The sequence below is a fragment of the Mycoplasma sp. Ms02 genome (genome assembly GCF_019720735.1).
Classification (GTDB): Bacteria; Bacillota_I; Bacilli_A; order Mycoplasmatales; family Metamycoplasmataceae; genus Mycoplasmopsis.
The window spans coordinates 539,269-555,663 of sequence record NZ_CP081302.1; the positions used below are offsets into that span (position 1 = coordinate 539,269).

8 protein-coding genes, 5 tRNA genes and 2 rRNA genes are annotated in these 16,395 nt (G+C 36.2%); all 15 read left to right on the forward strand.

Annotation, left to right across the window (positions count from 1 at the left end):
• Positions 1 to 36: 36 nt before the first annotated feature.
• The 15 genes from K4L35_RS02025 to K4L35_RS02095 all read left to right on the forward strand — a co-directional run bounded on the left by K4L35_RS02025 (position 37) and on the right by K4L35_RS02095 (position 16,389).
• Positions 37 to 2,157, forward strand: coding sequence for a HinT-interacting membrane complex protein P80 (locus tag K4L35_RS02025; RefSeq protein WP_221617287.1), 2,121 nt, complete (start codon positions 37 to 39; stop codon positions 2,155 to 2,157).
• Between the two features lies 1 nt (position 2,158).
• On the forward strand, positions 2,159 to 3,409 hold the full coding sequence (locus K4L35_RS02030) for a HinT-interacting membrane complex lipoprotein P60 (protein WP_221617288.1): 1,251 nt from the start codon (positions 2,159 to 2,161) through the stop codon (positions 3,407 to 3,409).
• Positions 3,409 to 3,726 (forward strand): histidine triad protein HinT, encoded by a 318-nt coding sequence (gene hinT / locus K4L35_RS02035; RefSeq protein WP_221617289.1) that lies wholly within the window; start codon positions 3,409 to 3,411, stop codon positions 3,724 to 3,726. Before K4L35_RS02030 ends, hinT begins: the two co-directional genes overlap by 1 nt.
• Positions 3,727 to 3,735: 9 nt before the next feature.
• The gene (gene lysS / locus K4L35_RS02040) at positions 3,736 to 5,205 is read left to right on the forward strand and encodes a lysine--tRNA ligase (protein WP_221617290.1); all 1,470 of its coding nucleotides are present in this window, start codon (positions 3,736 to 3,738) and stop codon (positions 5,203 to 5,205) included.
• A gap of 120 nt (positions 5,206 to 5,325) precedes the next feature.
• Positions 5,326 to 6,066 (forward strand): DeoR/GlpR family DNA-binding transcription regulator, encoded by a 741-nt coding sequence (locus K4L35_RS02045; protein ID WP_221617292.1) that lies wholly within the window; start codon positions 5,326 to 5,328, stop codon positions 6,064 to 6,066.
• Between the two features lie 10 nt (positions 6,067 to 6,076).
• The gene (locus K4L35_RS02050; RefSeq protein ID WP_221617293.1) at positions 6,077 to 8,131 is read left to right on the forward strand and encodes a fructose-specific PTS transporter subunit EIIC; all 2,055 of its coding nucleotides are present in this window, start codon (positions 6,077 to 6,079) and stop codon (positions 8,129 to 8,131) included.
• A complete protein-coding gene (locus K4L35_RS02055; RefSeq protein WP_221617294.1) occupies positions 8,131 to 9,045 on the forward strand; it encodes a 1-phosphofructokinase family hexose kinase in 915 nt (304 codons plus the stop codon). The genes K4L35_RS02050 and K4L35_RS02055 overlap by 1 nt, the downstream gene beginning before the upstream one ends.
• A gap of 152 nt (positions 9,046 to 9,197) precedes the next feature.
• A 16S ribosomal RNA gene (locus tag K4L35_RS02060) occupies positions 9,198 to 10,704 on the forward strand.
• Between the two features lie 312 nt (positions 10,705 to 11,016).
• Positions 11,017 to 13,912: ribosomal RNA gene (locus K4L35_RS02065) — 23S ribosomal RNA — on the forward strand.
• The 16S and 23S rRNA genes sit together here with 5 tRNA genes alongside, the layout of an rRNA operon.
• A gap of 257 nt (positions 13,913 to 14,169) precedes the next feature.
• Positions 14,170 to 14,244, forward strand: a tRNA-Asn gene (locus K4L35_RS02070).
• Between the two features lie 6 nt (positions 14,245 to 14,250).
• Positions 14,251 to 14,326: transfer RNA gene (locus tag K4L35_RS02075), tRNA-Glu, on the forward strand.
• Positions 14,327 to 14,331: 5 nt separating this feature from the next.
• Positions 14,332 to 14,407: transfer RNA gene (locus tag K4L35_RS02080), tRNA-Val, on the forward strand.
• Between the two features lies 1 nt (position 14,408).
• A tRNA-Thr gene (locus K4L35_RS02085) sits at positions 14,409 to 14,484 on the forward strand.
• 39 nt (positions 14,485 to 14,523) lie between these two features.
• Positions 14,524 to 14,608, forward strand: a tRNA-Leu gene (locus K4L35_RS02090).
• A 206-nt stretch (positions 14,609 to 14,814) separates the two neighbouring features.
• Complete coding sequence (locus K4L35_RS02095; protein ID WP_221617296.1) at positions 14,815 to 16,389, forward strand: extracellular solute-binding protein; 1,575 nt, start codon at positions 14,815 to 14,817, stop codon at positions 16,387 to 16,389.
• Positions 16,390 to 16,395 lie beyond the last annotated feature (6 nt).

Consider the following 16,395-nt stretch of genomic DNA (forward strand, 5'->3'; position numbering starts at 1 on the left):
TTAAAATAAAATATTTTAATTTATGCAAGGAGTTTTATGGCAAAGCAAAAACAATCTTTCTTTGAGAAATTAGCAGAAAAAAATAACAAACATGATGAAGCTCAAAAAACAACACCTAAACAAGCAAAAAGAAACAAAAAAGCATACATTCTTTTAGCTGCTCTAGGTCTTGTTGTAGCAGGAGCGATTACAATTCCGTTAGTCGTTACAAGTTTAAATGTTAAAGTTAACGAAAAAATGAATGACAGCGATGTTGTTGCTAAAATCAAAAATGCCGATGGATCAACAACAGAATTAAAAGTTTCAGAATTACTTGAAAACGTTGCAAATGCAAATTCAACAACACAAGAAAAAATTGATCAATTCTACAAACAAGTTATTTTCTATCTTTACTATTTAGAAGCTAATTCATCAAGAGAATTTCAAAGACTTTGAAACGCATCACGTTATCAAGGTGAAAGTGAAAAAACTGATATTGCACTTAAAACTCTTTCTGATGTTAAAGAATTGCAAAAATCAAAAGTCAACGACTTGAAAAGAAATATCCAGAAAAACTATGGTCTGGATAACTGACAAAAACAATTCACACAAACACTTCTTACAGACGCTTATGGTAAATCTTCAACCGAACAAGAAGCAATCGACTATTTAACATACAAAGCAGTTGAAAGAGATGCTTTAAGAAGATTTTCTGTTGATAATTTAAATCAAACATTGTTTAAAGAACTAAAGGATATAAACAGAGTTGCAAACAACGATATTTATGAGTTAGACGCTAATGGCAATACTGTGATTGATTCAGGAACAAACAAACCAAAAATTCTTGTTTCAAAAGGTTCAAAAGTGTTTCCTACATTTGAATTAAATAAAAATTATTTCGTAAACGAAGACACAAACCAAGTTATTGTTTTAAAAACAGCTTCTTACGATCAAAAAACTTGAAACGATGTCGAAAAATACGTTGAAGATTATCTAAACTCAAACAACACTTATGTTTTAAGTATGTTTTCTTTAACAGGGACAAAACCGTCAAACATCACAGGTGATTGAAAAGTAGACAAAGAAAAATTAGCAAACACATTATTCTACAGCAATATAAATAACAATGCTAAATCAAACATCGAACTAGTACAAAACTTTAAATCTCTTGAAGAATATGTTTTAAATAACGACCAAAAACAAGCTCTTACAGAGTACGAAAACTACTTAAATTTAATTTCAGTTGATGAAGAATCGGTCAAATCTAATTTAGGATCACTTGGTCTTCAAACTGCTAACTCTTTAATTCAAAATAAAAACACAGCAATCTCATTGTCAACATTAACTTCTGTTTTTGAAAGTGAAACAGAAAAACTACCAACAATTTCATTAAAAGAACTTTTCAAATTCAACTACAATGAAGCAACACAAGCAAAAATTGACCAAATTCTAGGTCAATTATCTTCAGCTTCAGAAACTGAATCTCCAGACTTAGTTCTTGAACTAAACAAGCTAATTTCAAACTACTTAGTTAATTTAAGTGATAACCAAATAAACAAGCAAGTAACAGAGATGTTTAATAAGCAATTAGTTAAAGAAGTAAACGGAGAAAAATATTGATCAGTTGCTTACAATATTGCTGAAATCGAAGGTGCTAAACTAATACCTTCAAGCAGTGGTTTATCAATTGTTAAGTATTCAAAAATCGATTCGCTAGATAAATTTAAGGAACTAATGTATAACGACCTTGCAAACCTATCACAAGGTAAAACACAATACTTCAAAACTCTAAACTATTTAGGTGAAACAGCGACTCACGCTAGAGTCGTTCAAAGTGCTTTAAACTCGGAAAGTTTCTTAAACTACATTAAGGAGCAAACAAACTCATCAACAAACGAAAAATACACAGATGAGAATTTAACAGATTTTAACAACCTAGCATCTTCTTTAATAAATGGCGAAAAGTTGTCTAAAGTTTCGGCAACATTTAAAGTTGTTGCAGATTGATTAAAAACTCAAATCAATTCAAACACTTCATACAACGTGCGGTTAAAAGATTCGCAATATCATATTGCTTATAACAAAGAAACTGGCGTATTATCAGAAGATACAGCAAAAAATGCAATTTACAACACTCTTGCAAAAGAACTAAATGCAGCAGTAAAAGGAGGAAAATAATATGAAATTCAAAAAGTCATTAACTTTACTTTCAGTACTTTCACTTTCAGCCCTACCTTTAGCTTCTGTTGCTTGTTCAAGAACAATCGATTCATCAGAAAAAATCAAACAAGATCAAGATTTGAAAAACACAGCAGTTAAAAACAATGCGAAAAACTTATTCATTGAATCAATTCTTCTTAAAGAATACAATTCAGCAAATGCTACTGAAGCAAAAAGTCTGAACGAATTGTTTGAAAAAGAAGGCTCAAAACTTTATGAAGATGCTTATTTATACTTTAAAACAGAATCTGCATATCGTTTAAGTGCTGATTCACTACACTTTTTAAACTTATTCTCGAAGTGAACACAAGCAGGAGCGTTTAGTGCTTCTGAACTTGAAGTATTACAACCATTCTTTGTTGTAGATTCTCAACCAAACGAAGAAGCTTTCAAAGTCTTATACAAAAATACAAAAATCGATTTTAGATCTTCAATTAATCAAGCTCTACTTGTCAAAAAGTACTTTGAATTAACAAAGGTTGATGATCTTAAAAAACTGGATTCTTCATACGATCAAAACAAAGACAACTATGATGCTGATCAATATAACTTAATCAAATATGTTTTAGATAAAAAACCTATTCAAAAATGAGAATATTCTTCAAATGATTTAGCCGAATTATTTTCATGAACTAACAAACAAATAAGAACTGTAGAAGATTATCAAAAATTAGTTGAAAACACTTATGAGGCTAATGAATTAGCAAACGAAGATTTACTATTTTCAAACAACACAAAATTTGAGAAAAAGTTAGGTGGATATAAAGGTATCGTTTTAAATCAAGCTTCAACATACAATCTTGATTTCTCACTTAATGCTTTAAAGGCAACAGTTCAAGACAATAACAGTGGTTTTTATTCTCAAACTGATAAAAAGCTAGTGAAAATCAACGAAGACGGAAACTTAGAATCACCAATTTCACTATACAACAGTGCTACAAAGAAACTTTCAGCAACATATGTGAATAAAATTGCTCCGATTTCAAAAGAAGAAACAATCGAAGGTGCTTCTGACAATGCTAAAAAAGTTTATTTATCATTCGATAATACAGCATACGCACAAAACATTAATAAATTATATTTTGCTTTAATACAGGCAGATTCATCACTTGCTAACACAGCATTGAAAGCGTTCGTAAAATTAGGATACAAACTTGAAACGGATAATGAAATAATCAAAGAAACACTTAAAGGATCAGACTTTATTTAATGAAAACGATTTTTGAAAAAATAATTTCAAGAGAAATACCTGCGAACATTATTTACGAGGATGACCGTGTTATAGCGTTTTTAGATGTTAAACCCGTCCAAGAAGGACATTTTCTAGTTGTTCCTAAAAACAAAGCAAATGATTTAGTAGAACAAAATGAAGATGATTACTTATACTTAATGAAAAAAGCACGTGAACTGGCAAAAGAATTTGTTTTAGACAAAGGGATTACTGGATTTAAAATGCAATCAAACATCGGTTCAAGTGCTGGTCAAGAAGTTTTTCACACACATATTCACATCATTCCATACAAATAAAGAGGTAACATGTCAACAAAATATACAGAACAAGAACAAATTAGAAGAAATAAACTAGATTTTTATAAAGAAAATAATATTGAAGCTTTTAGTTTAGCTTACGACATTGACGGAATCGAGTATAGTGATGTGCTAAAAACAAGAGCTGAAGAGTTTTCAAAAGAAGAACTTGAAGAAAGACAAATTCCTGGTGTAGTTGCAGGAAGAATTATGACAATTAGAGGTCCTTTCGTTTTAATTCAAGACTATCACGGAAAAATTCAAATGTACTTCAACAAAAAAGCTCACTCTGACCAAGCTGCTTTATTTGAAAGTTTAGATTTAGGTGATATTGTCTATGGTGCAGGTGTTTTAATGAAAACAAACACAGGTGAAATATCGGTAAAAGTTTCAAAAATTAAGCTTTTAACAAAAGCTTTAAAACCATTACCCGACAAATTTCACGGGCTTGTGGATGTTGAAGAAAGATATAGACATAGATATGTTGATTTAATTATGAATGAGGAAAGTAAAAAAACTTTCTGAACAAGAACTAAAATTATCAGCAAAATTCGTGCTTACTTTGATGAACTTGAATATCTTGAAGCTGAAACACCGTTTTTACATGATTATTTATCAGGTGCTAGTGCTAGACCGTTTACAACTCACCACAACGCTTTAGACCAAGAGTTTGTACTACGTATAGCAACAGAAATTCCTCTTAAAAAACTTTTAGTAGGTGGTTTTGACAGAGTTTATGAAATTGGTCGTATCTTTAGAAATGAAGGTATTGATACAACTCACAACCCTGAATTTACATCAATCGAGTTCTATGAGGCTTACTCAAACCTTGAAGGAATGATGAATAGAACAGAAGAGTTGTTTAAAAAACTTGCAAAAGAATTAAATAGAGAAAAAGTGATGAACAAAGGTGTCGAAATTGACTTAATGAAACCGTTTAATCGTATTGATATGGTTGATGCCGTTTCGAATGCAGTTGGAGTTAACATGCGTGAAGTGTCGATGGAACAAGCAGTTGAAATTGCCAATAAACACGGTGTTAAAGTTCAAAAGTTTCACAAATTAGGACATATTATTAATGAACTATTTGAGGAACTGATTGAAAAAACATTAATTCAGCCTACATTTGTTTACGGACACCCAATCGAAATCTCACCTCTTACAGCTAAAGGACAAGATCCCCGTTTCACAGAACGTGCAGAACTTTTCATTAATACAAAAGAATATGCAAACATGTATACAGAGCTTTCAGATCCTATTGATCAACTTCAAAGATTTGAAGATCAGTTAGAAGAAAAAAATAATGGAAATGATGAAGCAAGTGATATTGACTGAGATTTCGTTGAATCTCTTGAATATGGTATGCCACCAACAGGTGGTTGTGGAATTGGAATCGACCGTCTAACAATGCTTTTAACAGAAAAAGAGTCAATTAGAGACGTTCTTTTATTCCCAACAATGAAAAGAAAAAACAGATAAGGCGCAAAACGCCTTTTTCTATTTTTTTAGATAAATGCACAAATTTGAATAATTAAATACATATTTATTCAAATTTATTCACAATATTGCAAAAATGTTTTATAATTTAAAAGGAGTTATATGTCAGTACTTATTGAAAACCAAATTAAGGACTTGATAAAAGATAAAAAAGTTCTTAAACCAAGGGAGATTCAAGAGGCGTTTAATTTGACCTTAGCTACCACAAGAAGATACTTGTTGAAACTAGAACAGCAAAACATAATAAAAAGAAATTTTGGCGAAATAATCTATATAGAAGAAGAAAACAGCTACATTGATAGTGATGCAGTTGTCAAAATCAATACTGATGCTGAAACTAAAAAGCAAATCGCTCAAAAAGCAGCACAGTTAGTTGGTGATCATAAAACTGTTTATCTTGATGCTGGATCTTCATGTTATTACTTATTAGATTATTTACCGAAAGATTTAATTATTTATACAAATTCAATAATAAATGCACAGAGAGCAATTATTTTAGGGTTTGAAAGTGTAAATATAATCGGTGGAATGATTAAACCTACAACATATGGGATTGTAGATTTAGATTTAGAGTTCCTGAGCAAAATAACCTTTCCTATCTCTTTTATGGGTGTAAATGCAATTTCGAAAGATGGTTGCTTAATGACGCCTGAAAAAAGAGAATGTTTATCCAAAGCTCAGATTGCAGAAAAAAGCGATTTAGTGATCGCTCTTGCAGAAACTAAAAAATTTGACCGTTTATCTGTTTTTGATTTTACACCTAAAAACAAAACAGTTATAGTTGTGACCGAAGACAAAAAATTAGTTGAGACAAGTAAGTACAAAAAACTAACTATTGTATAGAAAGGTAATTATGGATTTTAAAAAGTTTTTTAAAAAAGATTTGTTTTTAAATAACTTAGAATTCCAATCAAAACAAGAAGCACTTTCACATTTTGCACAAGTTTTAGTCGAAAAAGGCTATGCTAAAGATGCAAAAACTGTTTTAGATAAAGCTCTAGAACGTGAAGGTCAATTCTCAACAGGAATTGGAAACAAAATTGCGATTCCTCACATTAGACATGATGTGATGAACCAAGGGGTTATTTTATTTGCAAATGTAAAACCAATGAACTGAGAATCACTAGATGGTCAACCAGTTGAACAAGTGTTTTTCATTGCACTAAATCAATCAGAAGGTGAAAATTCTCACCTAGAAATTATTGCTGCACTTTCTCGTAACTTCATGTCAGAGGAATTTTGTGCAAAACTAGCTAATGTCAAAACACATGACGAACTACTTGCTATTTTAGAAGCTGATTCAGAAGAAGAAAAAGCTGTTTCTTCAAACTCAGAGTACTACGATGTTGTTGCTGTTACAGCTTGTCCTACAGGAATAGCACACACATTTATGGCACAACAAAGATTAATTGATGCTGCTAAAAAAATGGGTGTAAGAATAAAAGTTGAAACACAAGGAACAGAAGGACCTAAAAACGTTTTAACAAAAGAAGATCTTGATAACGCAAAAGGAATTATTCTTGCTGTTGATAAGGCGATTGATCTTTCAAGATTTGCTGGAAGAGAAAATGTTATCGACACAGGGACAAAAGCTGTTATTAAAGATGCCCAAAAAGAAATTCAAAATGTTTTAGACAACAAAGGTAAAAAAATGGCTGGAACAAAATCAACAAGTTCTAGTGCTGCCGAATCTGAAGGATCAATTGGATTTGATGGATTTGGAAGAAGAATTTACAAAGGGGTAATGAATGGTGTTTCATATATGTTACCATTCGTTGTTTTTGGTGGAATTCTTATCGCTTTAGCGTTCTTGCTAGATATAGGAAATGTTAACTTTATTAGAAACAGCTCAGAAGCAGAAATAATTGAACGTTTTGGTGAGCTTAAAAAATTAGGGGATTTTGGATCAATTGGAAATATTTCAAAATGATTAAAAACATTAGGTGGAATTTCATTTGGACTAATGGTTCCTCTTCTAGCTGCATATCTTGCTTATGGTCTTGTAGGTAAAATGGGACTTCTACCAGGATTTATAGTTGGATTCATGGCAAAAGGTGATTTTTTACTCAAAATTAACAAAGAAGGTGTGTTTGAGTGATTTGAGGCAGCTGATGTTGCTTCAGGTTTCTTTGGAGCAATTGCTGGTGGTATCTTAGCTGCTGCTGTTGTGATTGTTTTCTCAAAATACATTTTTGGTAAATTACCACAATCATTAATGGGTATTAAAAACATTTTATTCATACCTTTATTAGCAACATTTACTACAGCATTCATTTTCTACTTCTTAAACATTCCTTTAATTTACGTAAATAAAGGATTTACCTGAGGTTTATCATACCTAGAAGGAAATGATTATTTACTACCTATTTTAGGACTAGTTCTTGGGCTAATGATGGCTGCTGATTTAGGTGGACCTATTAATAAAGCTGCTTACGTTTTCGGTACAGCTACATTAGCGGCTCAAACAGAGGGTTCTGTTGCTATGGCTGCAGTTATGGCTGCTGGTATGGTACCTCCTCTTGCTATCGCTCTTGGAGCATCAATTTTCAAAAACCTATATTCAAAAGAGCAAAGAAATGCTGCTCTTACAAACTGAATCATGGGATTCTCATTTATTTCTGAAGGAGCAATTCCATTTACTGCTGAAAAACCAAAATCACAAGTTCCTGCTAACTTAGTTGGTGGAGCAATTGCTGGTCTATTAGTTGGTCTTTTAAAATTCCAATTAGGAGCACCACATGGTGGTATCTTCGTTCTTCCATTATTAAAATCAACAATAATTACAGCAGCTTGACTAGCACCTATTTTATACTTAGCTGTAATCGTAGCTGCATCAGCTGTTGCAATGTTGGTTTACGTAGTTCTTGAAAAAGTTTACGCTAAAAAAGAACAAAAAGTTAAAGCTTAATGATATACACAATTACTTTCTCGCCATCAATTGATTACGTCATAAACTCAGAAAAGAGTTTTGATCAAAATGGTTTAAATAGAGTGGAAGAATACGAGTTTGTTCCAGGTGGTAAAGGAATTAATGCTTCAGTAGTATTAAAAAGAATAGGTTTTGAAAATCAAGCAATCACCTTTTTGGGTGGTTCTACTAAATTAATGTTCGAAAACCTTTTAAGTCAAGAAAATGTCAATCTATACACAATTGAAAACCAAGCAGACACGAGAATTAATATTAAAATGTTTGCACCAAATGGACATTTTGAAATAAACGGTAAAAGAACTGAAATTTCAGAAAATGAAAAAACAGAATTATTCAAGCTAGTTAATCAATTTCAAAAAGATGACCTTGTAATGATCATGGGTGTTGTTCAAGAATCAATACTTTTTGAGCTAATGCAATTACTAAACGAAAAAGAAATTCCTTTTTTACTAGATGTAGATTCAAACAAATTCAAAGAAATTCTTAAGTATAAACCACTACTTATCAAACCGAATCTTGATGAGCTTGAAAGGATTTTGAACAAAAAACTTAATAACGAAACAGACATTGTTGCAGGATTGAAAGAGCTCATTAGCTTAGGAGCAAAAAATGCAATGATGTCCAACGGAAAAAAAGGTAGCTATTTTATAAGCCAAGAAGGTGAAGTTTATAAATCGGAACTTCAACCTATCGATAATATTGTCAGCACCGTTGGAGCTGGTGATACATTGATATCAAGTTTTGCGGCATTTTACTTCTCAAACCACAATGCTCAAGAGGCTCTGATAAAAGCTACTCAACTTTCAATAGGTACTGTACAAAATGTATGGCTATCTAGTGCTGATTATTTAAACAAAAATCAAGAAAAAATTAAAGTAACAAAAATTCATTAACAATCAGGCGTTTGCCTGATTTTTTAATCTCAAAAAAATATAAAAAAATATTTGGATACTTTTCTTTTTCGTGCTAAAATTAGTTTACGACTTGCGACGCAAATCGTGAAAATGTTCTTTGAAAACTAGATATATAAAACATGACAGTCAATTTTTTCGAGAGTTTGATCCTGGCTCAGGATGAACGCTGGCTGTGTGCCTAATACATGCATGTCGAGCGGAGTTCTTCGGAACTTAGCGGCGAATGGGTGAGTAACACGTACTTAACGTGCCCTCTAGATGGGAATAACGATTAGAAATGATCGCTAATGCCGAATACTTATTAGCTTCGCATGAAGTTAATATAAAAGGAGCGTTTGCTTCGCTAGAGGATCGGGGTGCGTAACATTAGTTAGTTGGTGAGGTAATGGCTCACCAAGACGATGATGTTTAGCGGGGTTGAGAGACTGATCCGCCACACTGGGACTGAGATACGGCCCAGACTCCTACGGGAGGCAGCAGTAGGGAATTTTCCACAATGGGCGAAAGCCTGATGGAGCGACACAGCGTGCGCGATGAAGGCCTTCGGGTTGTAAAGCGCTGTTATAAGGGAAGAAAAAGCAGTAGAGGAAATGCTATTGCCTTGACGGTACCTTGTCAGAAAGCAACGGCTAACTATGTGCCAGCAGCCGCGGTAATACATAGGTTGCAAGCGTTATCCGGAATTATTGGGCGTAAAGCGTCTGTAGGTTGTTTGTTAAGTCTGGTGTGAAAACTTGGAGCTCAACTCCAAATTGCATTGGATACTGGCAAACTAGAGTTATGTAGAGGTAAGCGGAATTCCTTGTGAAGCGGTGGAATGCGTAGATATAAGGAAGAACACCAACCTGGCGAAGGCAGCTTACTGGACATATACTGACACTGAGAGACGAAAGCGTGGGGAGCAAACAGGATTAGATACCCTGGTAGTCCACGCCGTAAACGATGATGATTAGCTGATGGGGAGCTCATCGGCGCAGCTAACGCATTAAATCATCCGCCTGAGTAGTATGCTCGCAAGAGTGAAACTTAAAGGAATTGACGGGGATCCGCACAAGCGGTGGAGCATGTGGTTTAATTTGAAGATACGCGTAGAACCTTACCCACTCTTGACATCTTCCGCAAAGCTATAGAGATATAGTGGAGGCTAACGGAATGACAGATGGTGCATGGTTGTCGTCAGCTCGTGTCGTGAGATGTTCGGTTAAGTCCTGCAACGAGCGCAACCCTTGTCCTTATTTAGATGATATAAGGAGACTGCCCGGGTAACTGGGAGGAAGGTGGGGACGACGTCAAATCATCATGCCTCTTACGAGTGGGGCAACACACGTGCTACAATGGACGGTACAAAGAGAAGCAATACGGCGACGTTGAGCAAATCTCAAAAAACCGTTCTCAGTTCGGATTGTAGTCTGCAACTCGACTACATGAAGTCGGAATCGCTAGTAATCGTAGATCAGCTACGCTACGGTGAATACGTTCTCGGGTCTTGTACACACCGCCCGTCACACCATGGGAGCTGGTAATGCCCGAAGTCGGTTTTGTTAACTACGGAGACAACTGCCTAAGGCAGGACCGGTGACTGGGGTGAAGTCGTAACAAGGTATCCCTACGAGAACGTGGGGATGGATTACCTCCTTTCTACGGAGTACACGACTTCTCAAAATGAGAAGTCAACGACACACTTAACAGAATGGCTATTTTATTTAAATGCGTCATGTGCTATTGTTAATAGCCCAATAGTAATATATCTAGTTTTGAGAGAACATTCTCTCTTGTTCTTTGAAAACTGAATAGTTAATTAAAATATTTTAATATAACAACGACATCAAAAAATAAATAAAGATAAAGTAAAAGTCTTATTTGTTTTGATACCGAGTTAATTATTAAATTTAACATTTAATAATTCATTAAAATGTCTTAAAATACATCAACAATAGGTAAATATTGTACTTTTAAATAAGTAAGAGTATATGGTGGATGCCTTGGGTCTGGAAGTCGATGAAGGACGTGATTACCTGCGATAAGCCTCGTGGAGCTGGATATGCGCTATGAAACGGGGATTTCCGAATGGGGGAACCTAGCTAAGGGAAAGCTTAGCTGCCATCTAATGAATAAAATAGTTAGTTGAGCGAGACACGTTGTGAACTGAAACATCTTAGTAGCAACAGGAAGAGAAAATAAATAATGATTCTATCAGTAGCGGCGAGCGAACGTAGAAGAGCCCAAACCAACATATGTTGGGGTTGTAGGACAGTCTACATGAAGTTACAAAATTGTGTTATAGCAGAATGTGTTGGGAAACACAAGCATAGAGGGTGAAACTCCCGTATGCGAAATGGCACAATCTTCTGACTGTATCCTGAGTAGGGCGGGGCACGTGAAACCCTGTCTGAATCTGCCGGGACCATCCGGTAAGGCTAAATACTAACCAGACACCGATAGTGAACTAGTACCGTGAGGGAAAGGTGAAAAGAACCCCGGGAGGGGAGTGAAATAGATTCTGAAACCGTATACTTACAATTAGTCAGAGCGCGTTAAAGCGTGATGGCGTACATCTTGCAGTATGGACCGGCGAGTTATGTTAACATGCGAGGTTAAGTGGAAAAAAGCGGAGCCGTAGAGAAATCGAGTCTTAATAGGGCGCTTTAGTATGTTGACATATACCCGAAACCAGGTGATCTATTCATGAGCAGACTGAAGCTTGGCTAATCCCAAGTGGAGGGTCGAACCGTAGTACGCTGAAAAGTGCCCGGATGACTTGTGAATAGCGGAGAAATTCCAATCGAACTTGGAGATAGCTGGTTCTCCTCGAAATAGCTTTAGGGCTAGCGTGTGATGTTAAACTTTGGTGGTAGAGCACTGAATATGGAATGGCCGCGCCTAGCGGTACTGACTATAATCAAACTCCGAATACCATTGTGAATTGTCATGCAGTCGGAACCGGGGTGCTAACGTCCCGGCTCGCGAGGGCAACAACCCAGATCGTCGGCTAAGGTCCCAAAATCGTGTTAAGTGAGAAAGGTTGTGAGTTTTCATAAACAACTAGGAGGTTGGCTTAGAAGCAGCCATCCTTTAAAGAGTGCGTAATAGCTCACTAGTCAAGAGAACTTGCGCCAATAATGTAACGGGACTAAAACACGATACCGAAGCCACGGGTACATTTTGTACGTTAGAGGAGCGTTCTTAGGGCAATGAAGTATGACCGTGAGGACATATGGAGCGCTAAGAAGTGAGAATGCCGGTATGAGTAACGATTCGCGGTGAGAATCCGCGACGCCTATTGGGAAAGGTTTCCTGGGGAAGGTTCGTCCACCCAGGGTTAGTCAGGACCTAAGGGGAGGCTGATAAGCGTACCCGATGGACAACAGGTTAATATTCCTGTACTGTCAATAACTAGTGATGGAATGACGGAGAAGGATAGCAATACCCATTATTGGATTTGGGGGTAAGCATCAACTGGTCAATGTAGTAAAATGCGCATTGTATAACCGGGAGATGTGATGCATAGTGAAAGGCGACGAGTAACGAATTTTGTGATTTCACACTTCCAAGAAAAGTTTCTAAACGTTTAAAGTTATTGATACCTGTACCGAGAACGGACACACGTTCCCAAGATGAGTATTCTAAGGCGAGCGAGAAAACCAATGTTAAGGAACTCTGCAAATTGACCCCGTAAGTTCGCGAGAAGGGGAGCCCATCTTGAATGGGCCACAGTAAATTGTGAGGGGCAACTGTTTATCAAAAACACAGCTCTCTGCTAAACCGCAAGGTGATGTATAGGGGGTGAAGCCTGCCCAGTGCCCGAAGGTTAAGTGGATGCGTTAGCTTTAAGCGAAGCGTTGAAATGAAGCCCGGGTGAACGGCGGCCGTAACTATAACGGTCCTAAGGTAGCGAAATTCCTTGTCGGCTAAATACTGACCTGCACGAAAGGCGCAATGATCTCTCAACTGTCTCAACATTGGACTCGGTGAAATTATGGTCCCAGTGAAAACGCTGGGTACCCGCATCAAGACGAAAAGACCCCATGGAGCTTTACTACAACTTCGTATTGAAATTTGGCCTAACATGTGTAGGATAGGTGGGAGACTTTGAAGTTAAGACGCCAGTCTTAATGGAGTCATCCTTGAAATACCACCCTTGGTATGTTGAATTTCTAACCTGCCGCCGTAATCCGGTGGGGGGACAGTGCGTGGTGGGTAGTTTGACTGGGGCGGTCGCCTCCTAAAAGGTAACGGAGGCGTTCAAAGGTACACTCAATACGGTCAGAAACCGTATGCAGAGCGCAAAGGTAGAAGTGTGCTTGACTGCGAGACCTACAAGTCGAGCAGGTGCGAAAGCAGGACTTAGTGATCCGGCTGTACGTCATGGAACGGCAGTCGCTCAACGGATAAAAGTTACCCTGGGGATAACAGGCTTATCTTGCCCAAGAGATCACATCGACGGCAAGGTTTGGCACCTCGATGTCGGCTCATCGCATCCTGGAGCTGGAGTCGGTTCCAAGGGTTTGGCTGTTCGCCAATTAAAGCGGTACGCGAGCTGGGTTCAGAACGTCGTGAGACAGTTCGGTCCCTATCTGATGTGGGCGTTGGAATATTGATGAGAGCTGCTCTTAGTACGAGAGGACCGGAGTGGACACACCGCTGGTGTTCCTGTTGTTTCGCCAGAAGCATAGCAGGGTAGCCAAGTGTGGAAAGGATAACCGCTGAAAGCATCTAAGTGGGAAGCCTCCTCAAAGATGAGTATTCCCTTGAAATTCCTTGTAGACTACGAGGTTGATAGGATGGAAGTGTACGTGTAGCAATACATTCAGCTGACCATTACTAATAAATTGATAGGTTTAAAAGTGTGATGAATTTTAACACATTTTAATGAATTAAAATCCTAACTATTCAGTTTTCAAAGATCAAAACCCACGGAGGGTTATTTTTTTTATTTTTTCAACGTTAAAATACTCAAAAAAGTTAACTTTTTTATTAATTTTTCTTATTTTCATGTTATAATAAATTCGCTCTTAAAAAGAGCAGAAAAATATTGGGATTTTATTAAAAAAATACTTGGAATAATTTCTATTTAGTATATAATAATAAAGCAAACAAGCAAATGCCGATTTAGCTCAGCGGTAGAGCAGCTGGCTGTTAACCAGTTGGTCGTTGGTTCAATCCCAATAATCGGCGCCATTATTTGGTCTGTTGGTGAAGCGGTTAACACACATGGTTTTCATCCATGCATGCACGGGTTCGATCCCCGTACAGACTGCCATTTATGGAGAATTAGCTCAGCTGGGAGAGCGTCGCCCTTACAAGGCGAATGTCATGGGTTCGAGTCCCTTATTCTCCACCACGCCGCCTTAGCTCAGTTGGTAGAGCAACTGACTTGTAATCAGTAGGTCGTAGGTTCGAGTCCTATAGGCGGCACCAAGCAGTTCGCTTATTTTTTTTACAAAACAAACAAAGTATGCGCGAGTGGTGAAATTGGCATACACGCTAGATTTAGGCTCTAGTGCTTTGCGGCGTGAGGGTTCGAGTCCCTCCTCGCGCACCATTGATATCCGTAAGGGTATTTTTTTTATGCTTTTTTTGTAAAAAGTATAAAAAAGATATTTATTACGCTTGTATTTGAATTTATTACGATCTTGACTTCAAAACATAACTGTTATTCTTTTTTTCAAGTTTATGCTGCTTTTCGAAATGTTTCCACTTATTTACAGTAATATTAAAATATAAGTATTTTAATAAGTGAGGAAAAATATGAATAAAAAAGTTAAAAACAATTTATTAGCAGGAGCTGCATTATTAGCAGGTGTTACTTCTGGATTAAGTTTAGTTTCTTGTTTTGGATCAAGCAATCAAAAATCAACAGAATCTAACACTTCTAAAGCTACGGGATCAAAAAGTGAATTCAGTCAATACATTAACACTCTTGCTGACAAGCACTCTGACGAATTAAATGCTTTAAAAGCACGTCATGAAGGTTACTCAAAAGATAAAATGGTTATTATCAGCAATAAAGCTGAAATTGCTCAAAAGTCAAAAGAACTTATTGACTTATTTAACAGATTATATGGGACCAATCTATCTTGAGAGCAATATGGTCAAGCTGTTAACTATGATGAAACCTTAAGTAGTAAATTTTCAAATGGTGTTAACAATGTTCTTCTAGTTGGTGGAGAATCAAAATCAGTTTTTGAAAGACTAGGTGATAAAGTAGTCGATACATCAGCTGCAAAAATGTTAGATAACTATTCAGGACCATCAGATTCAATTATTTTAGGTGACAAACAATTCATGCCTCAAGTGGTTGAAACTTATGGTGTTATTTATAACAAAAATGTTTTTGAATCAAAAGGTATGTATGTGCTAGAAGGTAAAAACTTCTCAGCTGATGCTGTTGAAGGTGTTACTCTTGAAAAACCAGCTGATTACAACGGGGTTGTTCAAGCAGGCGACAAATACTACATTTTCTCAGGTGATTTATCAATCGCAGGATACAAAAAAATTGTTGAATTACTTAAAGAAAAAGGATTGAAAAAACCATTCTTCTCAACATCTAAAACACCTACTGGACACGTTTGACCAATTACAAACCATGCAGTTAACTCAGCGATTGTTGCAAGAACAATTGGTAGTTTAAAACCTGGAACAGCAGAACACGCAAAACTTCTTAACGATATTCAATCAAATCCAGAAGAAGTGTTAAAAACAGACGTTATTTCATCACTACGTGAACTATCAGACATCTATGGAATTGATTATGCTGTAAGTACTGCTCAAGTAGACGCAGGTATGACTCAATTAGCTAGAGGGACATTCGCCTTAGCTCAAAATGGAACATGAGCAATGGAACAAATCCAAAAAACTGACCCTAACGTAAAAGTTGGATTCTTACCTCTTCCTATCGAAAACGTTGATAACCACAAATTATCAATTTACCAAGGAGCAACACAAAGATGAGGTGCAACAACATTAGCAAATGATGCTGCCAAACTAAAAACAGCTAAATTGTTCCTTCAATTCCTATACCAAACAAAATTAGGTGTGGACGTACTTACAAACGAATTAGGTTCACCAAACCCATTTGAATTTGAATACAAAAACAAAGAATCAAAAAACCAATTAATCACTTCAATTCAAAACTACTCAAACGAAAACAAAAACGTGTGAGCTATGTCAACATTCCCTACAAACTTCAACAACAACTCACAAATTCTAGTTACATCTGCAAACCAAGGATTTGGATTAAAATCAGGGGAAACAGTAGAACAAACAAGAGAAAAATTACTAAACAACTGAAAAGAACTTAGAAAACAAGAAACAGCAAAATAATTTTTC